At 66.3% G+C, this 22,136-nt stretch carries 21 protein-coding genes and 1 pseudogene; 10 read left to right on the top strand and 12 right to left on the bottom strand.

Features of this window, described 5'->3' with window-relative positions:
• Positions 1–29: 29 nt before the first annotated feature.
• Positions 30–608 carry a methyltransferase family protein gene (locus tag B2527_RS06270; protein WP_293706673.1) on the top strand — a complete coding sequence of 193 codons (579 nt, stop codon included), beginning with the start codon at positions 30–32 and terminating at the stop codon, positions 606–608.
• Between the two features lie 4 nt (positions 609–612).
• Here the strand turns inward: B2527_RS06270 and B2527_RS06265 are convergent, their stop codons facing one another.
• On the bottom strand, positions 613–1,362 hold the full coding sequence (locus tag B2527_RS06265; RefSeq protein ID WP_293706672.1) for a hypothetical protein: 750 nt from the start codon (positions 1,360–1,362) through the stop codon (positions 613–615).
• A gap of 141 nt (positions 1,363–1,503) precedes the next feature.
• Here B2527_RS06265 and B2527_RS06260 point away from each other — a divergent pair, with 141 nt between their 5' ends.
• The 5 genes from B2527_RS06260 (at position 1,504) to B2527_RS06240 (ending at position 5,809) form a co-directional block, all read left to right on the top strand.
• Positions 1,504–2,880, top strand: a complete 1,377-nt coding sequence (locus tag B2527_RS06260; protein ID WP_293706671.1) for an amino acid permease — start codon at positions 1,504–1,506, stop codon at positions 2,878–2,880.
• A gap of 93 nt (positions 2,881–2,973) precedes the next feature.
• Positions 2,974–3,558: a YdeI/OmpD-associated family protein gene (locus B2527_RS06255; RefSeq protein WP_293706670.1), complete on the top strand. Its 585-nt coding sequence runs from the start codon at positions 2,974–2,976 to the stop codon at positions 3,556–3,558.
• A 62-nt stretch (positions 3,559–3,620) separates the two neighbouring features.
• Positions 3,621–3,881: a hypothetical protein gene (locus B2527_RS06250; RefSeq protein WP_293706669.1), complete on the top strand. Its 261-nt coding sequence runs from the start codon at positions 3,621–3,623 to the stop codon at positions 3,879–3,881.
• Between the two features lie 235 nt (positions 3,882–4,116).
• Positions 4,117–5,298: an NO-inducible flavohemoprotein gene (hmpA, locus tag B2527_RS06245; RefSeq protein ID WP_293706668.1), complete on the top strand. Its 1,182-nt coding sequence runs from the start codon at positions 4,117–4,119 to the stop codon at positions 5,296–5,298.
• Positions 5,299–5,428: 130 nt separating this feature from the next.
• Positions 5,429–5,809: a DUF1761 domain-containing protein gene (locus B2527_RS06240; RefSeq protein WP_293706667.1), complete on the top strand. Its 381-nt coding sequence runs from the start codon at positions 5,429–5,431 to the stop codon at positions 5,807–5,809.
• A gap of 919 nt (positions 5,810–6,728) precedes the next feature.
• Here B2527_RS06240 and B2527_RS06235 read toward each other — a convergent pair.
• The 4 genes from B2527_RS06235 to aroE all read right to left on the bottom strand — a co-directional run bounded on the left by B2527_RS06235 (position 6,729) and on the right by aroE (position 10,845).
• Positions 6,729–7,109, bottom strand: a complete 381-nt coding sequence (locus tag B2527_RS06235; RefSeq protein ID WP_293706666.1) for a hypothetical protein — start codon at positions 7,107–7,109, stop codon at positions 6,729–6,731.
• 347 nt (positions 7,110–7,456) lie between these two features.
• Positions 7,457–9,556, bottom strand: coding sequence for an ATP-dependent DNA helicase DinG (dinG, locus tag B2527_RS06230; protein ID WP_293706665.1), 2,100 nt, complete (start codon positions 9,554–9,556; stop codon positions 7,457–7,459).
• 74 nt (positions 9,557–9,630) lie between these two features.
• The gene (locus B2527_RS06225) at positions 9,631–9,978 is read right to left on the bottom strand and encodes a hypothetical protein (RefSeq protein ID WP_293706664.1); all 348 of its coding nucleotides are present in this window, start codon (positions 9,976–9,978) and stop codon (positions 9,631–9,633) included.
• An 18-nt stretch (positions 9,979–9,996) separates the two neighbouring features.
• The gene (gene aroE, locus B2527_RS06220) at positions 9,997–10,845 is read right to left on the bottom strand and encodes a shikimate dehydrogenase (RefSeq protein WP_293706663.1); all 849 of its coding nucleotides are present in this window, start codon (positions 10,843–10,845) and stop codon (positions 9,997–9,999) included.
• A gap of 52 nt (positions 10,846–10,897) precedes the next feature.
• On the opposite strand from aroE, the gene B2527_RS06215 reads away from it, so the two are divergent.
• Positions 10,898–11,776 carry a TolB family protein gene (locus tag B2527_RS06215; protein WP_293706662.1) on the top strand — a complete coding sequence of 293 codons (879 nt, stop codon included), beginning with the start codon at positions 10,898–10,900 and terminating at the stop codon, positions 11,774–11,776.
• Between the two features lie 178 nt (positions 11,777–11,954).
• Here B2527_RS06215 and B2527_RS06210 read toward each other — a convergent pair whose 3' ends face one another.
• The 4 genes from B2527_RS06210 to B2527_RS06195 form a co-directional block, all read right to left on the bottom strand.
• Complete coding sequence (locus B2527_RS06210) at positions 11,955–12,236, bottom strand: SHOCT domain-containing protein (RefSeq protein ID WP_293706661.1); 282 nt, start codon at positions 12,234–12,236, stop codon at positions 11,955–11,957.
• 1 nt (position 12,237) lies between these two features.
• Positions 12,238–13,227 carry a porphobilinogen synthase gene (gene hemB, locus B2527_RS06205; RefSeq protein ID WP_293706660.1) on the bottom strand — a complete coding sequence of 330 codons (990 nt, stop codon included), beginning with the start codon at positions 13,225–13,227 and terminating at the stop codon, positions 12,238–12,240.
• Positions 13,228–13,257: 30 nt separating this feature from the next.
• Positions 13,258–14,172, bottom strand: a complete 915-nt coding sequence (locus tag B2527_RS06200; protein WP_293706659.1) for a bestrophin family protein — start codon at positions 14,170–14,172, stop codon at positions 13,258–13,260.
• Positions 14,173–14,275: 103 nt separating this feature from the next.
• Complete coding sequence (locus B2527_RS06195) at positions 14,276–14,524, bottom strand: hypothetical protein (RefSeq protein WP_293706658.1); 249 nt, start codon at positions 14,522–14,524, stop codon at positions 14,276–14,278.
• A 131-nt stretch (positions 14,525–14,655) separates the two neighbouring features.
• Between B2527_RS06195 and B2527_RS06190 the strand changes: the two genes are divergently transcribed.
• Complete coding sequence (locus B2527_RS06190; protein ID WP_293706657.1) at positions 14,656–15,078, top strand: hypothetical protein; 423 nt, start codon at positions 14,656–14,658, stop codon at positions 15,076–15,078.
• Positions 15,079–15,169: 91 nt separating this feature from the next.
• Here B2527_RS06190 and B2527_RS06185 read toward each other — a convergent pair.
• The 3 genes and pseudogenes from B2527_RS06185 to B2527_RS06175 form a co-directional block, all read right to left on the bottom strand.
• Positions 15,170–16,962 (bottom strand): annotated as a pseudogene (locus tag B2527_RS06185) (DUF885 domain-containing protein).
• Between the two features lie 250 nt (positions 16,963–17,212).
• Positions 17,213–19,438 carry a S9 family peptidase gene (locus tag B2527_RS06180; protein ID WP_293706656.1) on the bottom strand — a complete coding sequence of 742 codons (2,226 nt, stop codon included), beginning with the start codon at positions 19,436–19,438 and terminating at the stop codon, positions 17,213–17,215.
• 72 nt (positions 19,439–19,510) lie between these two features.
• A complete protein-coding gene (locus B2527_RS06175; protein WP_293706655.1) occupies positions 19,511–20,203 on the bottom strand; it encodes a glutathione binding-like protein in 693 nt (230 codons plus the stop codon).
• A 108-nt stretch (positions 20,204–20,311) separates the two neighbouring features.
• On the opposite strand from B2527_RS06175, the gene B2527_RS06170 reads away from it, so the two are divergent.
• The gene (locus B2527_RS06170; protein ID WP_293706654.1) at positions 20,312–20,902 is read left to right on the top strand and encodes a TIGR00645 family protein; all 591 of its coding nucleotides are present in this window, start codon (positions 20,312–20,314) and stop codon (positions 20,900–20,902) included.
• A gap of 196 nt (positions 20,903–21,098) precedes the next feature.
• The gene (locus B2527_RS06165) at positions 21,099–22,103 is read left to right on the top strand and encodes an energy transducer TonB (protein ID WP_293706653.1); all 1,005 of its coding nucleotides are present in this window, start codon (positions 21,099–21,101) and stop codon (positions 22,101–22,103) included.
• Positions 22,104–22,136 lie beyond the last annotated feature (33 nt).

Here is a 22,136-nt window from a genome sequence, read left to right as displayed (position 1 = left end):
GCGTCCGTTCCGCGATGACGGAGTTGTTAATGCCAACCGTCTTCCATCTCGGCCTGCTGCTGTGCTGGGCCGTGGTGCTCGGCTATTGGGCCATCACCGCACTGCGCGCCAAACCGGTGAGCCGCAACGAGTCGCGTGCGCGGCAGTTCCTGGCGTACTGGCTGCCGTTGCTCATCGCGGTACTGTTGCTCGGCCCAGGCCAATGGTTCGGCCACAGCTGGCTGCGCGAGCAGTTCGTCCCGCACGCCTTGCCGATCTACACCCTGGGCCTGCTGCTGTGTGTGGCAGGTGCCGCACTCGCGCTGTGGTCGCGCTGGCAGCTGGGCCGCAACTGGAGCGGCAATGTGCAGATCAAGCAGGCACACGAGCTGATCAGCAGCGGGCCGTATGCACATGTGCGCAACCCCATCTACAGCGGCTTCCTGCTGATGTTCAGCGGCACCGCCTTGATGGTTGGCGATTGGCGCGGGGTGATCGCCGTGGCAATCGTGTTCGCCTCGTTCTGGGTCAAGCTGCGGCAGGAGGAGCGCTTCCTGGCGGCCCACTTCGGGCCCGCCTACAGCGCCTATGCGGCACGCACAAAACGCTTGATTCCCGGTCTGCTGTAAGGCCTCAGGCGCCGCGCTCCGGGTCATCCTCACCACCGCGCCCTGCGCCGTACCCCAGCCCGGCACCCATGCCCATGCCGGCACCCATCCCGCCCATGCCACCACCACCGGCACCGCCTTTGCCGCCACCAGCGGCCTCCTTGTCGGCACCTTTGCCCGCACCCTTGTTGCCGCCACCGCTGCCCGCCGGGCGCAACGGACCTTGCCGGGGAATGGCGAGGGCAGCCGGTATCACCTCCAGGTCCAGCACGCTGCGGACGAAGTCGCGCAGCGACACCACCAGCTCGGCGGTATGGATCGGCCGGCCCTCGACCATATCGGTGGCAGCGCGCGCGGCCAGCCGCACCTGCTCCTCGGTGCCCAGCAGGATCACATCCGACAGCGCCGCCTCCACCGCGTCGCGGATACGCCGCGCCCGCTCACCCGCCTCGCCCGGATCCGGGGGCGGCAACAACAGCGTGCCCTCGGCGGTAGCGATTGCCTGTCCCTGTGCCAGTTCGGCAGCACGTCGGCGCAGATCGCGCAGGTGGCTCGGGTCAACGCTGAGATCGCCGGTAAAGGAACCACCCAAGGTCTTGTAGGCCGCAATCAGGGTTTTCAGCCGTTCGTTGATCTGGCGATTGGCGGCTTCGCGCTTCTGCTGCACCGCCTGCATCACCAGCAAGCGGATGCCGACGCCGATCAGGGTGATGATCGCCAGGCCCACCAGCGTCGACAGCAGGCCCTGCCAGGAACTGAAATCCAGACCACGCATCCGCGCACCCGTTGCTGCAGGCGCACATGCGCGCCGGGACCTCCATCGTACCGGCAGCATGCCAATCCCCACCAACGGCACAGCCACTGCAATGGGCGGACGCGGTATCGTGTCGCCCTCTTCTTGTCCTAGAACCCGCCGATGCCCAGCACGTCTCCCGCCCCGGCCACCGCCCCTTCGCAGAAACTGGAACGCGCGCTCAAGCCGCGCCAGCTGATCATGATGGGGCTGGGCAGCGCCATTGGCGCCGGCCTGTTCCTGGGCTCGGGCGTGGGCATCCAGGCCGCAGGCCCGGCGGTACTGATCTCCTACCTGGTGGCCGGCACCCTGGTCATCATCATGATGCACGCCATGGGCGAGATGGCCGCGGCGCGGCCCGCCAGCGGCGCGTTCTCGGTCTATGCCGCTGATGCCCTGGGTGCCACTGCCGGCGCCACCGTCGGCTGGTTGTGGTGGGCGCAGCTGGTGGTGGTGATCGCCGCCGAGTCGGTCGGCGCGGCCGGCCTGCTCAGTACAGTCTGGCCGCAATTGTCGGTACCGCTGACCTCGCTGGCATTCATGGTGGTGTTCACCGCCATCAACCTGCTGGGCGTGCGCAATTACGGCGAGTTCGAGTTCTGGTTCGCCATCCTCAAGGTCGGCGCCATCATCGCCTTCATCCTGATCGGCATCGCGCTGCTGCTGGGCCTGCTGCCGAACGTGCCTTCGCCCGGTCTGGCCAACATCACCGGCCATGACGGTTTCATGCCCAAGGGCCTGGCCGGCATCGGCGCGGCGCTGCTGGTGGTGATCTTCGCCTTTGGCGGCACCGAGATCGTGGCCGTGGCCGCGGCCGAAACCCAGGACCCCGAGCGCAGCTTGGCCCGTGCCATCCGTACCGTGGCCTGGCGCATCCTGGTGTTCTACATCGGCTCGATCGGCGTGATCATCGCCGTGGTGCCGTGGAACAGCCCCACCCTCAAATCGCCGTTCGCCGCCGTGCTGCAGGTGGCCAACATCCCCGGCGCGGCCACCGCCATCACCCTGATCGCGGTGATCGCCCTGCTGTCGGCGTTGAACGCCAACCTGTACGGTGCCTCGCGGATGATCTATTCGTTGGCTGAACGGGGCGAGGCCCCGCGCTGGCTGGGCCTGACCAATACCCGCCAGGTGCCGGTGCTGGCGGTGTTGGCCAGTGTGCTGTTCGGCTTTGCCGCCACCGTGCTGGAGCTGGTGTTTCCGGACAAGGTGCTGCCAGTGCTGCTCAACGTGGTCGGCTCCACCTGCCTGCTGGTGTGGACCATCACCCTGGTTTCGCAGCTGATCCTGCGCCGCCGCGCCGAGCGCCTGGGCACGCCGTTGCCGTTCCGCATGGCCGGCTTCCCCTACCTGACGGTGCTGGCGCTGGCGATCCTGGGGCTGATCTTCGTATTGCTGCTGAGCACCCCGGAGACCCGCCTGCAGTTCCTGTCGATGGCCGCTTTCACCGCGTTCATCGCGCTGTGCAGCGGCCTGGCCCGCGGCGCGCGCCGGGCCTGACCATGCCGGAACAGGCTGTTGGCCCGTCTACGACCATGACGGGCTTGTTTTAACGCGAAACTAACGGCAGGCTGCGCCCATCCGAGGCCAGCCATGCCCACACCAGACCCCCGCGTAGACGCCTACATCGCCAACGCCGCCGCTTTCGCCCAGCCCATCCTGCGCGAGATCCGCCAGCGTGTGCACGACGGCTGTGCGCAGGCCGAGGAGGCCATCAAATGGGACATGCCGGCCTTCCTGTACCAGGGCAAGTTGCTGTGCGGCATGGCCGCGTTCAAGGCCCATGCCACGCTGGGCTTCTGGCAGCGCGATGGCGCGGCCGGCAACGACGAGGCCATGGGCCAGTACGGCCGCCTGTGCACGCTCAAGGACCTGCCCGGCAAGCGTGAGTTCGCCAGCCAGCTGCGCCAGAGCATGCAGCGCATCGACAGTGGCACCAAGGCGCCCAGACGGGCACCACGGGCCGCCCTGCCGATGCCGCCTGCCTTTGCCCTGGCACTGGATGCCGCGCCAGCGGCCAAGGCGCATTTCCAGGCATTTGCCCCGGGTTACCAGCGCGATTACCTGGAGTGGATTGGCGACGCCAAGCGCGACAGTACCCGCAACCAACGTATCGAACAGTCCATCGCGTGGTTGTCCGATGGCAAGCACCGCAACTGGAAACATGAGAAGCATTGACGCCAAAGGCGACAGGCTTTTCACTTCCCACCAAACACCCCCCATAGCCCTACCGTTACGCCATGATCGACCTTGAAGACCTCATCCAGCGCGCCATCGACCCGGCCTCCGTCAAGCTGGAAGGCACGCTCACCAATCCCCCCTCGTTCGGCGTATACGTGATCGATACCGACGATGGCACCCACTACCGCTTTGGCAGCCACCCGGTGCGCCAGCAGGAGCTGGAAGACAAGTTCGGTGGGGCCGAGCTGGAATACCTGTTCCTGTCACGCGAGGACGCCGCGGCGATGACGGCGGCGCTGAACCGCCCCGAGGCGGACTGACCTGTCTTGCTGCTACACCGGTACGGCCCTTGCCGAGCATTGCTCGGCACTGCATTGGCTGTATCGGTAAGGCCCCTTGCCGAGCATGGCTCGGCACTGCATCGGCTGTGCCGGTAAGGCCCTTGCCGAGCGTGGTCTGGTGCAGCAAATTCTCGATTGCTTGATTTAAGTCATCGAGGGGAGCGGTGCGGTGCGAGGAACATGGGGGCACCCCCAAAGCAGGAAACCTCGCACCATGCTCAGCCCCACCCAACGCGACCTGATCAAAGCCACCGTGCCGTTGCTGGAAACCGGCGGCGAGGCGCTGACCAAGCACTTCTATGCCCGGATGCTGAGCCAGAGCGACGTCGCACGCCCGCTGTTCAACCCCTCGCACCAGAGCAGTGGCGACCAACCGCGTGCGCTGGCCAACTCGGTGCTGATGTACGCCAAGCACATCGACCGCCTGGAAGCGCTGGGTCCGCTGGTGGGGCAGATCGTCAACAAGCACGTTGCCCTGCAGATCCTGCCGGAGCACTACCCGATCGTCGGCCACCATCTGCTGGCCTCGATCCGCGAAGTACTGGGCCCGGACGTGGCCACCGACGAGATCATCGACGCCTGGGGCGCGGCCTACCAGATGCTGGCCGACCTGTTGATCGGTGCCGAGGAAGAAGTCTACGCAGCCAATGAGAAGGCCCCGGGCGGCTGGCGTGGCGCCCGCACGTTCCGCGTTGCCGAGAAGGTGCCCGAGAGTGCGGAAATCACCTCCTTCCACCTGGTTCCGGTTGACGGTGGTGCGGTGGTGGACTTCAAGCCCGGCCAGTACATCGGCATGAAGCTGGAACTCGACGGAGAGGAAACCCGCCGCAACTATTCCCTGTCGCGTGCAGCCAACGGCGTCGGTTACCGCATCAGCGTCAAGCGCGAAGGCAACGGCAAGGTATCCAACCATCTGCACGACAAGGTGCAGGTAGGCGACACACTGGAACTGTTTGCCCCGGCCGGTGATTTCACCCTGGTTGCCAGTGAGCGCCCGGTTGCCTTCATCAGCGGTGGCGTCGGCATCACCCCCACCTTGCCGATGCTGGAGCAGGCGCTGGCCAGCGGTCGCCAGGTACATTTCATTCATTGCGCCCGCAATGGCCAGGTGCATGCCTTCCGCGAGTTCATCGCCGACCAGCAGAAGCAGCATCCGCAGTTGCGCAGCTACACCTGCTACAGCGAGGCGCTGCCGGGCGATGCCGCTGATGCCGAAGGCTTCCTCAACCGCGAACTGCTGGAGCAGTGGTTGCCCGCCGAGCGCGACGTCGACGCCTACTTCCTCGGTCCGAAGCCGTTCATGGCGCAGGTGAAGAAGCTGCTGCGTGACGTAGGGGTGCCGGAAGCGCAGAGCCGTTACGAGTTCTTTGGCCCGGCCGCGGCGTTGGAGGCCTGAGCCGCGTCATTGCAGAGTGTGCGAGGTAGGAGGCCGGCGGGGAAACCCGCCGGTCTTCTTTGTCGTGGCGGCTACGCAAGCGCACCCGGCAGCGCTAGGATGCGGCATCGCTCACTCCCAGGGGAAATGCATGAACGTCTATGCCGTGCTGTTGGCCGCTGTATCGAGCTTCCTGCTGGGCGGCTTGTGGTACTCCCCCATCCTGTTTGGCCGTGCCTGGAACCGTGAGAACGGCGGCGAAGTACCGCAGGGGCACCCAGGCAAGGTCTTCGGTGTGGCCTTTGTGTTCTCGCTGGTGGCGGCGTTCGCCTTTGCCTGGTTTGTTGGCCCGCAGCCGGAGCTGCGCAAGGCCTTGCTATGCGGTCTGGTGGCCGGTTTCGGCATGGTCGCGGCCAGCTTCGGCATCAACTACGAGTTTGCCCAGCGCAGCGGAAAGTTGTGGGCGATTGATGGTGGTTACCACACCGTACAGTTCGTGCTGTTCGGGCTGATCCTCGGCCTGTGGCACTAACCCAGCACTAGCAGCCGCCGCTGTTGCTGTTGCTCGAGCCCCCTCCCTTTGCCGCAGGCAAGGGGAGGGCTGGGGAGGGGTAGCCTTTGCCTTTGCCTTTGCCTTTGCAGTTGCAGTTGCAGTTGTCTTTGCAGTTGCCTCCGCCTTTGCTCTACCGGGCCCCTTCCGCAGCGACGGAGCTGACGGACAAGACCCCGCACGGGGCGACGTGCAGGACGCACGTCGTTTTTCGACGATACAAGGATGTATCGTCGAAAAATCCCGGCAGCGGAGTGGACCTGGAGCGCGTCGCGCGGAAGGCGCGTAGGCAGGGTGTGCTTGACCAGCCATTCGGCTGTTGAAAAGGCGCCTCTTTGGGCCACCTTTCTTTGCACAAGCAAAGAAGAGCCTTTCAACAGCCGAATGGCTGGTCAAGGTGCGCTCGCGCGCCGAAGGCGGGCGAAAGCTCTGCACTGGCACTGGCACTGGCTTTGGCTTTGGCTTTGGCAGCAACAGCTGAAGCCAGGGCTTTCTCTCCCCTTCGGGGAGCGAGTTACTTTTCTTTGCTTGTGCAAAGAAAAGATAACCAAAAGAGGTGCTTTTCAACAGCCGAGTGGCTGGTCAAGCACACCCTGCCTCCGCGCCCACGCCGCTGCGCGACGCGGGTCCACTCCGGCAGCGGGATTTTTCGCCACGACGTCCCTGTCGTGGCGAAAAACGACGTGCATCCATGCACGTCGCCCTTCGGGTTCTTCCCACTGGCTCCGTCGCTGCGGAAGGGGGCCGGTAGGTCAAAGGCCGGAGCTGAAGCAAGGGCAACTGCAACTGCAACTGCAACTGCAACTGCAACTGCAAAGGCTACCCCTCCCCGGCCCTCCCCTGCGCTTCGCGCAAGGGAGGGGGTTAAACGGCTCTAAGAAAAGGAGGGGGCGAAGCGGTGTTATGCGAGGTTTGCGCGTAGCCAGCGCATCACTGTTTCAACTACACCCAGCTTTTGCGGCACGTCCAAAGCAATTGCACGCGCAAAACCATCGGCGTTTCGAATGAACGTCTGACGCGCGATACGCTGCGCCTGCTGCACCGTCGACTGCTGCCGCCGCAGCTGCACGATCTGCACCGACGGCCGGCCCGGCGGCGCGAACTTCTGGTAGCGGCGCAGCTCGTCGGCGACCAGGCTCACGTCGTTGTCTGTCTTGAGCTGAGTCTCACCAGCCAACAACAGCTGTTCCAGCGCCGAACCTGCGGCAGTCAGTGCATCGCCATCGGCGATGAACATCGCGTGCGTCCCCAACAGCGCCAGTGCGCCATCGCGCTGCTGCAATCGCTGCAGCTGCTGTGCCCAAGGGAAAGTTGCGGGAGGGGTAGCCATGGCAGCCTGGAATAGTGGGAGGTGGCGAACTTTACGAGTTGGAACGGGGATGTTCCAGCGAAGAGCTTTCCCCCTCTCCCCAACCCCTCTCCCGCAAGGGGAGAGGGGCTACAGCTGCAGTTACTAGCACTGCTCGCGCTCGCAGTGCTTCAAAGCCCCTCTCCCCTTGCGGGGTGAAAGGGACCGGCTGACGAACCGAAGGTTCGTGGCACCTTGAACGACCTTGCGCTGGCGCAAGGGCTGGGGCGCGGAGCGGGGGTTGGGGAGAGGGGAAAGGAATTGGAGGCAAGCCTCCTACCTCAACCAATCACCCGCTTGAACGGCGGCAGCGAATCAATGATGCGCTTGCCATACCGGCGCGTCAGCAGGCGCGAATCCAGGATGATCACCCGCCCGGTATCGGTTGAAGTACGGATCAAGCGCCCCGAAAACTGGGTCAAGGTGCGCAACGCATGCGGGATCGCGATCAGGTTGAACGAGTTCAAGCCGCGGCTCTCGAACCACTCGCTCAAGGTCGAGGTCTGTGGATCGGTCGGCACGGCGAACGGCACCTGGGTGATCACCACCGTGGTGCAGGCCTCGCCCGGCAGGTCCAGGCCTTCGCCAAACGAGTTCAGGCCAAACAGCACCGAGCCCTCGCCCGCCGACGTGCGCTTGATGTGCTCGTCGATCATCTTCTGCTTGGCGCCGTCGCCCTGCACCAGGATCTTCTTGCGCAGCGAGGCCGGCATCAGCTCGGCCACCTTCTCCATCTTCCAGCGCGAGGTGAACAACACCATGCTGCCCTTGTCCCAATCCAACTCGGCCACCAGGTACTTGGCCACCTCCTTGGGATGACGCTCGCGGTCATCCGGCGTCACCGGGAACTGCGGCACGATCAGCTCGGCCTGGTTGGGCAGGTCGAACGGCGAGGCCAGCGACACCATCTCCGCTTCCTCGGGAATGCCGTTGTCGATCGCCAATGACTGGAAATCACCGCCGCCGGTCAGCGTCGCCGAGGTCATCACCACCGAGTCCACTTCGTCCCACAGCAGCTTGCGCAGCACCATCGCCGCCGATACCGGCGAGCAATGCAGGATGTAGTCGCCATCGCGCGACATGGTCACCCAGCGCGCGATCGGCGGCTGCCCTTCCTTGTCCTCGCGGCGCCAACCGGCCCACAGGTTGTATTGCTGCTCGACCATTTCCTGGGCCATGCCCAGGTTGCGCTGCAGGCGTTCGACCGCCGGATCATCCTGCTTGCCCTTGGCCACCGCCGAAGCCGCCGCCGTTGCCCAGTTGAGCAGGGTGCGGGTTTCATCGGCCAGCACTTCGATCGGCTGGCGCCAGGATTCGGGCAGGCGGCCATTGGCAGCGCGCCACATCGGCTCGCGCTCGTCAGGCTGCGGAATCCAGACGTTGCCGATGTCGTCGCGGAACGCCTTCAGCAGCTTGCTCACGCGCGAGGCCACATCGATGGCCTCATTTGGCAGCAGGTTGCCGATCTTGTCCTTGTCCACCGCGCGGTAGGCGCCGGCAATGAGGATCTGCAGGCGGCCGGTGCGCTTGGCCATGTCATCCAGCGGCAGGTTGGCCGCGCCCTGGTCGATGGCGACGTTGCCGATGTGGTGGCCTTCGTCCAGCACCAGCAGCATCTCGCCCGGCGGCGCGATCAGCGGCTGGCCACTGTCACTGTCGCCCAAGGACAGCGCCGACAACAGCAGCGCATGGTTGGTGACGATGATCTGCGCGTCTCGCACTTCGGTACGCGCACGCAGCACCGGGCATTGCGCCGAATACGCGCAGCGGCGGCCGGCGCAGGCCGAGGCCGGTGTGGTGATGCGCATGCGCAATGTAGGCGTGACATTCTCCGGCGCGTTGTCCAGGTCGCCGTTCCAACGACCCTCGATGAAGGCCTTGGTCAGCTTCTCGGCAACGTCCATTTCAATCGGTGCCAACGGCCGGTCATAGAGCTGCACGTCGTCACCGAACATGCCCTCCTGCACGCCCTCGCCCTGTGCTTCGGCGGCGTTGCGCGTGCACAGGTAGCGGGTGCGGCCCTTGGCCAACGCCACGGTGGCCTGCAGGCCGGTGGACTTGAGGAAGTTGGGAATGTCGCGCTCGACCAGCTGCGACTGCAGGGCCACGGTGCCGGTGCTGATCACCAGCTTTTTCTTGCTGGCCAGCGCGATCGGCACGCCGGCAGTGAGATAGCCCAGGCTCTTGCCGACGCCGGTAGGTGCTTCCACCACACCGACGCCCCCAGTGCCCAGCGCGCGCGACACCACGCCGATCATCTGGCTCTGCGAGCGACGCGTGCTGAAGCCCGGGGTGTTCGCCTGCAGTTTGGCGTAGGCGTCACGGATGCCGGTTTTCAGGTCTTCGGTCAGCGTCCGTGGTGCTTCTACTTTTTCCGTCACGCCAATCTGCCAGCAGCTCAATCAAGGCGGGCATTTTCCCATACCCGCCCGCATTCACCGAATGCGTTGCGGGCTCAGGGTTTACCGGGAGCCTGTGGCCGCCGCAAGGCCTGCACCAGCGCCCAGGCCAGCATGATGTAACCGACCGCTTCCAGCAGCGACAGCGCAATATGGCCAGCACTCAGCAGCGTATTCATCGAACCCACGCTGCTGTAATTGCCACCTGCAATCAGCAGCAGGGGCACGGCACTCAGCACGCCACCAATCAGGGTGACGGCCAGCAGCAATCCCAACGCGGACAAGGCCACGCTGCGCACCTTGCCGCGCGGGGTGTCGAGCAGCATCACCAAGGCAACGCCCAAGCCAATCAGGATCGGCAAGCGGTAGCCGATGGAAACCAGCAGGGTCGTCAGCAATTCCATGGGTTGCATGGGCCGGCCTCAGTCCGCGGTGACCAACAGCGCGTCACCTGCGCGCAGTTCGGCATAGATGGCATCGGTTTCCGGGCGCATGCCGTGCCACTGCTGGAAGCTCTCGGCCGCCTGCTCGACCAGCATGCCCAAACCATCGAAGCTGTTGCGGCAGCCCGCCGCACGCGCCCAGGCGAGGAACGGGATCGAGGCCTCACCGTAGTTCAGGTCCACTGCCGTGGTCATGCTGTTGACCAGCGACAGCGGCAGGTTGAAGCCGTTGCTGTCACCGCGCGCGGCCGAGGTGGCATTGATGATCAGCTCGAAATCGCCCTGCTCGCGCAACGCTTCCCAATAGGCGGAAATGGCGCGGCCGGGTTCGCTCATGGCGTCGACCAGTGCATCGGCACGTTCGGGCGAACGGTTGACCACGATCAGTTCCAGGATGCCGGCATCCAGCAGGGCCGGTGCCACGCCGCGGGCGGCGCCACCGGCACCGAGCAGCAGCACGCGGCGGCCGCGCAGGTCCAGGCCGTGGCGGCCGGTGAGGTCACGGACCAGGCCGATGCCGTCGGTGTTGTCGCCGTGCCAGCGCTCGCCCTTGCGCAGCAGCGTGTTGACCGCACCGGCGCGCTGCGCGCGCGAGGTGGTGGTGGTGCACAGCGCGAACGCTGCCTCCTTGTGCGGCAAGGTCACGTTGGCGCCCACGCCGCCATCGGCGGCAAAGGCCTCCAGGGCCGCCGCGAAGTCTTCTGGCGATGCATCGATGGCGCGGTAATCCACTTCGATGCCATGGGCCTTGCCGAACGCGGACTGGATGCGCGGCGACTGCGAGTGGGCAATGGGCTGGCCGAAAACGGCGTAGCGTGGAACGCTCATGGGGATCCTCTGCTTGACCTAGACTGGACGCGACCTTGCCTGCTGGACCCTTATGCGGACCCGATTGCTGCTGCTCGCGCTGACCGTGAGTCTACCCTTTACCCCCGCCGCCTCGGCGCTTTCCGAATACGGCATCGAAGGCATGGGGGTGGTGTCCACCCGCGCCGACGAACTGCGCGCCACCCTCAGCGCCGACGGCCAACGCATCATCTGGGCCAGCAACCGCGAGGGCGGTGCCGGTGGCTGGGACCTGTGGCAGGCCCGCCTGCAGGACAAGCGCTGGACACAGCCGCAGCCGCTGGCACTGAACAGCAGCGCCGACGAGCTGGATCCGTTCCTCAGCAGCGATGGGCGCTGGCTGTACTTTGCCTCCAACCGCCCCGGTGGCCATGGCGGCTTTGATCTCTACCGTGCCGCACTGGACGCCGATGGCCAGCCGGGCGCCGCCGAAAACCTGGGCAGCACCGTCAATGGCCGGCAAGACGAAAGGTCGCCGGCCCTGGCCGAGGACGACGGGCTGTTGTTCTCCAGCAACCGCCGCGGTGGCGCAGGCGGCTGGGACCTGTGGCAGGCACGTGCGGGTGCCGCAGGCTTCGCCGCGCCGACGCCGCTGGCCGGCATCAACAGCGCCGGCGACGAACTGGATGGCAGCTGGCTCGGCGGCGGCCGTGGCGTGGTGTTTGCCCGCGCCAATGCCGGTGGCGGCGCGCAGCTGTGGCTGTCGCACTGCCGGCAGGGGCAATGGCAGGCAGCAACGCTGCTGGGGTTGTCATTCAACAGCGCCGACAGTGATACCCGCGGTGCCGTGCTGGACAACAACGCTCCCCGCGAACTGCTGGTCAGCGGCAAGGCGCGCGCGCCGCGCGCCGGTGGCCTGGACCTGTACCGGATGAAGGCTCCGGCGGTTGAGGGGGATGCGTCCTGCCGCTGAGGGTGGATGCGCCACCTCAGGGCGAAAAGCCACCCTCCCCGGCCCTCCCCGGCGCCGGTGGCGCAAGGAAAGGGGAAGGTCATGGGCGCTGCGGGATTCTCGGTTTGCTGCCTTGCTCCCTCCCTTGCGCCATAGGCGCAGGCGAGCGTTGGGGAGGGTGGCCTCTACAGCGCCGCCCTCAGCCCTTCGCAGCCGCCAGCACTGCGGCGCGCAGGGCTTCGTACTCCACTTCACCAATCTGGCCGCCCTGCCTGCGCTGCTCCAGCTCGCGCAGGCGGGTTTCAACCTCAGCCCCCAGTGCCTGCTCGCGCTGCAGCCGCTCGGCCGCCGAGTGCAGCTGCACCGGCCGTTTGCGCGCGCGCAGGATGGCGGCGATCACCAGGCCGATGACCAGCGCGAACAGCGCCACGCCAATCAACCACACCGTCCAGTTGTAGGCCTCAAGACCGGGCACGTTCATCTCAGTCCTCCTTCAACCAGCGCGCGATCTGCGGCGCGTAATAGGTCAGCACGCCGTCGGCACCGGCACGCTTGAAACCGATCATGGTCTCCATCACGCACTTGCGCTCGTCCAGCCAACCATTGGCGGCGGCCGCCTTCAGCATCGCGTACTCGCCACTGACGTGGTACGCAAAGGTCGGCACGCCGAACTCGGTCTTCACCCGGCGCACGATGTCCAGGTAGGGCATGCCCGGCTTGACCATCACCATGTCCGCGCCTTCGTCCAGGTCCAGCGCGATCTCGCGCATGGCCTCATCGCTGTTGGCCGGATCCATCTGGTAGGTCTTCTTGTCGGCCTTGCCCAGGTTGCCCGAGCTGCCCACCGCATCGCGGAACGGGCCATAGAAGGCCGATGCGTACTTGGCCGAGTAGGCCATGATGCGCGCGTTGATATGGCGGGCCTCGTCGAGTGCGGTGCGGATGGCGCCGATGCGGCCGTCCATCATGTCCGAGGGCGAGATGATGTCCACGCCGGCGTCGGCATGCGACACCGATTGCTTGACCAGCGCCTCGACGGTGATGTCGTTGAGCACATAGCCGGTGTCGTCGATGATGCCGTCCTGGCCATGCGTGGTGTACGGGTCCAACGCCACGTCGGTCATCACCCCCAGCTCGGGGAAGCGCTGCTTCAGCGCGCGTACCGCACGCTGCGCCAGGCCATCCGGGTTCCAGGCCTCGGCCGCGTCCAGCGACTTGCGCGAGGGGTCGATCACCGGGAACAGGTCGATCACCGGCACGCCCAGTTCCAGCGCCTGTTCGGCCTCGCGCAGCAGTTCATCGATGGACATGCGATCCACGCCCGGCATCGATGCCACCGCCGCGCGGCCCTGCAGCTCGTGCACGAACACCGGCCAGATCAGGTCGTTGCTGGTGAGCGTGTTTTCGCGCATCAGACGGCGTGAGAACTCGTCGTGACGCATGCGGCGCGGGCGGTAATGGGGGTGGATCATCGCGGTACTCCTTGATTCTGGAAACGGGGCTTACTGCAGCCGGTAACCCTGCGGCTGCAGTGGCTCGGGCAGCGGGCTGTGGCCCATTGCATCGAGCAGGTCGATTTCGATGGTACGCACCATGGCGTCCAGCGGCAGGTCATTGGGTTCGGTGCCGAACGGGTCTTCCATTTCCTCGCCGAGCTGGTCCAGGCCGAAGAAGGCATAGGCCAGCAGCATCGATACCACCGGCGTGGCCCAGCCCAGTGCGCCGGCCAGGCCAAACGGCAGCAACACGCAGAACAGCCAGGCACAGCGGTGCAGCAGCAAGGTGTAGGCAAACGGCAGCGGGGTGCCGACAATGCGCTCGCAGCCGGCCTGTACGCTGGCCATGCCCTGCAGGCGCGCGTCGAACTGCGCGTAGAGATAGGGATCCAGGCGACCTTCGCGCAGGGGCACGGCCAGTTCGCTGGCCAGTTGGTCCAGCACGGCATCGGCAATATTGCGTCGCGCCAGCAGCGCCTCCTGGTCCGGCTGCAACCAGGCGGCGCAGGCGGCGGCCTGGTCGTGCCCACGCAGGCGCGCGGCCAAGGCGTGGGCAAACGCGATGACCAGGTGCGTGCCACGCTCGCGCAGCTGTGGTTCGGCAACCAACAGGGCACCCGCCGCACGGGCGAAACCGCGCGATTCGATCAGCAGTTGCCCCCACAGCTTGCGGCCTTCCCACCAGCGGTCGTGGCAGGCGTTGTTGCGGAAGCTCAGGAAGATCGACAGCACCAGGCCCAGCAGGGTGAACGGCACCACCGACAGACCGCTGCCCCCCAGCGGGTGCCAGCTGCGGTTGAACGCCGCCACCAGCACCGCCAGCACGCCGATCGCCAGCACCTTGGGGGCGATGGCCGGCACGATGGAGCCGCGCAGGATGTACAGCAGCTGCCAGCCAGTGGGTCGGGGGCGGATGATCATGGGCGGGGAACGCCTGCAACAGGGCAAGGGGCGCCGGAGTGCTTCCGGCCAGCCCCTCTATTTTACGCCTGCCGCCTGTATCGCACCGGGCCGGGAGATTGGCTCAGATGAAGCCGCCGCCGATGCTCAGGCGGAACACCCCGACAATAATGACGATGGCATTGAGGATCAGGCCGGTCTTGGCGCGGCCGCGCTTGGCCTCATGGGTGAACAGCAGGCCGATGGCGGCGATGATCGCGCCGACCGCCGCGAACGGGATCAGGAACCAGTTGCCCCAGCCCAGCAACGGTATGAACGCCAACATCATCCACAACAGGGCAACGATGCCCCAGATCAGACTGATCAAGCCCATGCGTATTCCCTCTTGAGAAACCCAGGCCCAAGATAGCGGGGAACCCCGGCCCTGCCTATGGCCGGATTGTCGCCGGATTCAGTGAGGGCGACGGATCATCCTGAAATACCCACTGATCGGGGAGTGCGACCATGAAATTTCCGCTTGCCATAGCGTTGGGCCTGGCCCTGGTAACCGGCGGCTGTGCCAGCACCTCCAAGGTGATGCTGGGCCAGGCGCGCGCGCCAGTGGACCCGGCCAGCGTGCAGATCTATTCCACCCCGCCGGCCGGATCGGTGGAAATCGCCCAGCTGGAATCCTCCAGCGCGGTCGGTTTTGGCACCCAGGGCCAGACCGATGCCGCCATTGCCCGGCTCAAGCGCGAAGCCGCCGCACTGGGCGCCAACGGCGTGATCCTGATGGGCGTGGGTGCCGGTGGCTCGCCGGTGGGCATGTCGGTAGGGGCCGGCAGCTTTGGCCGCCATACCGCCGGCGGCCTGAGCGTGGGCATCCCCACCCAGCAGAAACGCGCCGCCGGCGTGGCGATCTGGGTACCGCCGGGCGCGGGCAAGTAAGCGCCCGCGCGGTAGCGACCAGAAGCCACCCCCTCCCCGACCCTCCCCTGCGCCGACGGCGCAAGGGAGGGCGCAACCGCAGTGCCCGCTGTTAGCGGCGCTGGGCCGGAATGAAGACCTCGTTGACCGCTGCGGCCAACTGGTCCGGCGGCAGCAGGCCCTGGTCGAGCAGGAAGTTGTTGAACGCCAGCCGGTCGAACTTGTCGCCCAACGCCAGCTCGGTCTGCATGCGCAGCTCCAGGATGCGGGTATAGCCATAGAAGTAGCTGCAGGCCTGGCCCGGCGAACGCACGGTGTAGCGGTCCAGTTCCTGGGTGGCCATCGCCTCGGACAGGCCCACGCCCTCGACCAGCACCCGGCGGGCGCTGTTCGCGGTCGGTCTGGCCGAGGTTGAGCATCGGGGTCGAGCATGGCGCGGGCCGCACGCAGCAGGCGGAACTGCAGGGCGATCATCTGCCCGTCCAGCGGCTCGAACGGCACCATCTCGGCTTCGGCATACAGCGCCCAGCCCTCGACATTGACCGAGTTGAAGGCGAACAGGGTGCGCGCCAGCGAGATGCCGCGCTCCACCATCGCCGCGAACTGCAGGTCGTGGCCGGGGCGGCCTTCATGCGCGCTCAGCGTCCAGGCCGCCGAGCCGAAGTTGAAGTCGTCGTACTGCGCCTTCTCGCCCGAGGCCGGGTTGCCCAGCGGCAGCACGAAGGTGCCCTGCTGGCCGGTGTTGCCGACCAGCGGCGCCGGCAGGTAATGCGGGGCCGGTGAGGCGGCACTTTCGGCCTCGCTGCCCAGGCGCATCTGCAGCGGGCGCTGCGGCACGTCAACGATGCCCTGCTTGCGGATGATGGGGTCGATTGCATCGATCACGCCGCGGTAATGCGACTCCAGCTGGTCGTTGCCGATCTTGTCCTGCTTCAGCGCGCGGATCACCGCCGCATAGTCGGTGTTGTCGGCAACCTTCAGGCCCTTGGCCTGCACCACCAGCGGCGCCAGCTGGCGCATCATCGCGCGGGTTTCCATGTACTCCAGCTGGGCGCGCTGCATCAGCAGGGCCGGGTCGATGTCCACGCCCACTTCCTTGAGCTGGAAGGCGTACAACTCGGCCGGCAGGCGGGTGTCGGTACGCGCCTTGGGCAGCACCTCCTTCTGCGTCCAGGTGATGTAGTCCTTCATCTGCGTGGACAGCTCAGCCAGCGACGCGTCGGCACCATCGATCCTGTACTTGGCGAACAGCTTGCCGATGCCGGCGATGTAGGTGTCGACGTTGGCCAGGGCCTGGTCGACCTCGATCCTGGTCGGCTGCAGCAGGTTGGGCGTGCCGCTCTTTTCCTCGTAGCGCTGGCGCGCCAGGGTAGCCAGCGACTGCGTGCCCGGGGCCTGGCCCAGATAGGCCTTCAGGCGATCCAAGGCCTTGGCCCGGCGCGCTTCCGGTACCTGGTCGGAGAGCAGGCCGTTGATGCCGCCAAACACCGCCTGCGGCACATCCACCCATGGCATCAGGTGCTGTTCGTTGAGGGTGCTGCTCTCGATGTTGCGCTCGGCCGCGGCGATCAGGATCTGCAGGTCCTGGCGCACATTGGGGTCGCGCTCCACCTGCAGCTTCTCGCGCAGCTGGTCGCGCGCCTTGCCCAGCGCCGCGCGGTAACGGTTGCTGTTGTCCGGGCCCAGGTCGACAACCTTGTCGTCGTAACCCGGCACGCCGAAGAAGCTGGTCATCTCCGGCTGGAACGGTGCCTGAGCCTGCAGCAGGATCTGCGCCAGTTCATTGCTGTGGGCAACCCAGGCCGGTGCGGCCGGTGCTGTCTTGGCCGGTGCCGGTGCCGCAACGGCGGTGAGCGGCAGCGGGGCAGCCAGGGCCAGGGCGACGGCAAGGACGAGAGGTTTCATGGGCAGCTCCATAAGGGATGGGCTGACCGTACGCAGTCATTGCTGGGGCGGCAAGGGTAGGAAGTGGGGGTGTTGGGGGATTGCCGGAGCGAAAGCTCACCCCTCCCCAGCCCTCCCCTTCGCTGCGCGAAAGGGAGGGAGCGAAGTTCAGCCCCCTCCCTTTGGCCGAAGGCCAAGGGGAGGGTTGGGGAGGGGTGCTTCTGGCTTTGACCAGCAGCCCCTCACCCACACATCAGAACAGCAACACGCCTCAGGGCTTCAGGCAACGCCCCAGGAAGTTCTCGGCCATGCGGTAGCGGTGCAAGGCATCCACACCCGACAGCCCATGCTTCGCCCCCGGGTAGGTCATCAGCTCGAACGGCTGCCCACGCTTCTGCAGCGCGCTCATCAGGCTGGTCGAGTTGGAAAACAGCACGTTGTCATCGGCCATGCCATGGATCAGCAGCAGCGGCGAGGTCAGCCCGTCGATATGGGTGAGCACGCGCGCCTCACGGTAGCCGTCGACATTGGCGGCCGGCAGGTTCATGTAGCGCTCGGTGTAGTGGGTGTCGTACAGGCCCCAATCGGTGACCGGTGCGCCGGCCACGCCACAGGCGTACTGGTCCGAGGCCTTGGCCAGCAGCATCAGGGTCATGTAGCCGCCGTTGGACCAGCCCTGCACGCCGATGCGGCTGCCATCCACCCACGGCTGCGCCTTCAGCCATTCCACGCCGTTGAGCTGGTCGGCCACTTCCACCGTGCCCTGCACGCCGTACAGCGCACCACCAAAGTCACGGCCACGGCGCGGGGTGCCACGGTTGTCCAGCGAGAACACCACATAGCCGTGCTGGGCCAGGTACTGGTTGAACAGGTGATCGCCACGGCCGGGCCAGCTGTCGGTCACGGTCTGCGAGGCCGGGCCGCCGTACACGTAGACGGCCACCGGGTACTTCTTTGCCGGATCGAAGCCTTCCGGCTTGATCACGCTGTAATTCAGCGGCGTCTTGCCATCGGCAGCGGTCAGCGTGCCGTATTCGACCGGACGCTGTGCGTCGCGGTACCTGGCATACGGATGCTTGGGGTCGGCCAGGTTGTTGTCCAGCAGGGTGGCGATCTTTTCGCCATTGGCGCGGAACAGCTCGATCTGCGGCGGCGTGGTGTTGTTGGACCAGCTATCCACATAGACGCTGGCGTTGTTGGCGAACGCCGCGCTGTGCATGCCCGGGGCCTGCGAGAGCTTCTTCGGGCTGCCACCGGCCAGCGGCACGGCGTAGATCTCGCTGCGCAGCGGCGATTCCACGCCGGCGCGGAAATACACGGTGCCGGCGTCTTCATCCACCGCCAGCAGCTCGTCCACCGGCCAGTTGCCGGTGGTCAGCGGGGTCTGGCTGCGGCCATCGGCACTGGACACGTACAGGTGCTGGAAGCCGCTGCGCTCGGACGACCACAGGAAGCGACCATCCTTGAGGAAGCGCAGGCTGTTGTGCAGCGGCACCCAGGTCTTGCCGGTCTCGGTGACCAGCACCTGCTGGCGGCCATCGGCCAGGTTGGCCTGGATCAGCTCCAGCGTCTTCTGGTCGCGGCTCTGGCGCTGGAAGGTGAGGTGCTGCGGGTCGCGCCAGTTGACGCGGGTCAGGTAGATATCGGCCTGCTTGCCCAGGTCCACCCAGTTGACCGCCGCATCAGCGCGCGGGGCGATCACCCCCAGGGTGACCAGTACGTTCGGATCACCAGCCGCCGGGTAGCGCTGTTCGATCATCTCCACGCGGTCGGCATACATCTCATAGCGCTTCTGCACCGGCACCGGCGATTCGTCGATACGGGCGAAGGCAATGGCCGAATCGTCCGGCGCCCACCAGTAACCGGTGTGGCGGTCCATTTCCTCGTCGGCGACAAACTCGGCCACACCGTTGCCGATGGTGGCGCTGCCGTCGCGGGTCAGCTGCAGCTGCTTGCCGCTGGCCAGGTCGATCACCCACAGGTTGCGCTCGCGCACGAAGCTGACAAAGCCGCCCTTGGGCGAGAGCTTGGCGTCGGTGCTGAAGCCTTCGCCATTGGTGAGCTTGCGCACCGCATCGCGGCCCTGCTTGCCCAGGTCATACAGGTAGAGCTCGCCCCCCAACGGGAACAGCAGGGTCTTCGCATCCGGCGACCACTGGTAATCAACGATGCCGCTGAAGGCGGCGATGCGCTGGCGCTCGCGGCGTGCCTTTTCGGCATCGCTCAGGGTTTCGGTGCCGGGCAGCACCACCTTGGAGTCGACCAGCAGCCGGGTCTGGCCGCTGGCGATGTCGTATTCCCACAGGTCCAGCTGGTTGCGGTCGCTGTCCTTGCCACGCAGGAAGGTCACCCGCGAGCCGTCCGGCGCCACCTTGGGCTTCATCAACGTGGGGCCGGACAGCGGCGCATTGCCGGTGATGGCTTCGAGGGTGAGCTTTTCAGCGTGCACGGCGGGGGTGGCAAGGATCATGGCAAGGGCTAGGAACAAGGGACGCATGGGTTACCTGTCGGTGACAGCACGGATCAGGCCATCCTAGCCGAGCCCCACCCTTGTCGCCCCTGCCGTCAGTCAGTCGCGCTTGCCGAACAGCAGCCGCTTCTCCTCGTCGCTGAGCGGCTGCCCGGCCTGCGGATTGACCGTCGGCCCCAGCGCGTACGCCCGCTGCGTGGCCGGGCGGGCGGCGATGGCCTGGTGCCAGCGGCGCAGGTGCGGGAAGGCATCAAAGTCCACCGGCAGCTTGGCGTAGGCGCCGATCCACGGGTAACTGGCCATGTCGGCGATGCCGTAATCGTCGCCGCCAAGGAAAGCCGACTCGGACAAACGCTTGTCCATCACCCGGTGCAGGCGCCGCACCTCGCTGTCATAGCGCTCGATCGCATAGGGGATGCGCTCGGGCGCATACACGTTGAAATGCCCCATCTGCCCGCTCATCGGGCCCAGCCCGCCCATCTGCCAGAACAACCATTCCAGGGTGGCGGCACGGCCGCGCAGGTCGGCGGGGATGAATTGGCCGGTCTTCTCGGCCAGGTACAGCAGGATGGCGCCGGACTCGAACACGCTCAGCGGCGCGCCCCCGTCCGCCGGCGCGTGGTCGACGATGGCCGGCATCTTGTTGTTGGGCGAAATGGCGAGGAATTCGGCCTGGAACTGGTCGCCCTTGCCGATATTGACCGGGTGCAGGCGGTAGTCCAGCCCCGCCTCCTCCAGGAACAGGGTGATCTTGTGGCCGTTGGGGGTGGGCCAGTAGTACAGGTCAATCATGAATGCGCCTCCATCAGGACTGACACCGAGTGTACCTAGGGGCGGCGCTTGGCAAGGTGCAGGATCGACCATTACCCTGCCCGCTTTCCGCAACGCAGCATCCCTTTCATGTCCGAGTACAAACCGCTGAGCCCGCTCTCATCCCTGATCTTCGCCTCGCGCTGGCTGCAGCTGCCGCTGTATCTGGGGCTGATCGTCGCGCAATGCGTGTATGTATTCCTGTTCGGCAAGGAGCTGTGGCACCTGATCTCCCATGCCTTCACCTGGAGCGAGCAGCAGATCATGCTGATCGTGCTGGGCCTGATCGACGTGGTGATGATCTCCAACCTGCTGGTGATGGTGATCGTCGGCGGCTACGAAACCTTCGTCTCGCGCCTGCGCCTGCAGGGCCACCCGGACCAGCCGGAGTGGCTGAGCCACGTCAACGCGTCGGTGCTGAAGGTGAAACTGGCGATGGCGATCATCGGCATCTCCTCCATCCACCTGCTCAAGACCTTCATCGAAGCCAGCCAGGTCGGCCTGCCGCTGTGCAGCAAGGAGCTGATCGCCTCCGGCGACCTGTGCACCAAGTTCACCAGCGATGGCGTGATGTGGCAGACCATCATCCACTGCGTGTTCATCCTGTCGGCCATTGGTATCGCCTGGACCGACAAGCTGATGTCCAACGGCCACGCCAAGCCGGCCAGCGGCGCGCACTGAGTGCCACCGGATGGGCGTCACAACATGTGACGCCCATCACCTTTTTGCCCGATCCCCCCCTGGTACTGCCGCAGACCGGGCACACGATGCTAGATTCGCCCTTCATTGCTGGGTGGCAAGGCATCGGGAGTGCCTTCGCTCATCGCCTGCCGGGCCCATGCAGTCCACGCTGTCCGTCGATTCAAGGGGATGTTTGATGTCGCACGTCACGAAGCTGCGCCTGTTGGCGCCCGCCCTGCTGCTGGCCACGCTGGCCGCCTGCTCGGGCAAGGATGAAACCGCGCCGGCCGCTGCCGATGGCGCCACCACGCCTGCCGCCACCCCGGCCGCTGCCGCTGCTGCCGACAAGGCCGCTTCGGAAAAAGTGCAGGGCATGGACACCACCCAGCTGCGCGACGCCGCCAGCGCGGCACTGCGCGAGAACCGCATGTATGCCCCGGCCGGCGACAACGCACTGGAGTATTACGTCGCCCTGCGCGACAAGCTGCCTGACGACGCCACCATCAAGAGCGCGCTGACCGACCTGCAGCCCTACACCCTGATCGCCGCTGAGCAGGCCTTGGGCCGCGAGGACTTCACCGAAGCCCAGCGCCTGATCGCGCTGCTGGAAAAAGTGGACCCCAGCGCACCGGCACTGCCGCGCCTGAAGCAGGGCGTGACCGGCGGCATGCAGGTGGCCGAGCGCCGCACCGTGGAAGAGGCCGACAAGGCCAAGAAGGACGCCGAAAACAAGGTCAAGCAGCAGGCCGAGCAGCAGCGCCTGGCCCAGCAGCAGGCCGCCGAAGCCAGCGCAGCCCAACAGCTCGCCGCCAAGCAGGAAGCCGCCCGCAAGGAAAGCGAGCGCCTGGAAGCCGAACGCCAGGCCTCGGCGCGCCGCGAAGCCGAGCAGCGCAGCGCTGCTGCCGCCGCTGCCCAGCAGGCGGCAGCACCCAAGCCGGCCGCAGCGCCGACCCTGCGGGCGGTCAGCACCCCGGCCCCGCGTTACCCGGCCGACGCACTGCGCTCGGGCACCTCGGGTGAGGTGCTGGTGGAATTGACCGTCGGCACCGACGGCTCGGTCACCGATGCCCGTGTGCTGCGCGCCAACCCGGCCCGCACCTTCGACCGCGAAGCGCTCAATGCCGTGCGCCGCTGGAAGTTCGAGCCGATCAGCAGCCCGGTCACCACCCGCCGCACGCTGGCGTTCGCGCCGAACAAGTAAGCACCCATCGCTTTTGGTAGTGTCGAGCCATGC

Origin of the sequence: Stenotrophomonas sp. UBA7606, from assembly GCF_002477705.1 — a bacterium.
Taxonomy (GTDB): Bacteria; Pseudomonadota; Gammaproteobacteria; order Xanthomonadales; family Xanthomonadaceae; genus Stenotrophomonas.
Note: the sequence above shows the minus strand (reverse complement) of the source record. Positions and strands in the feature narration are given on the sequence as shown.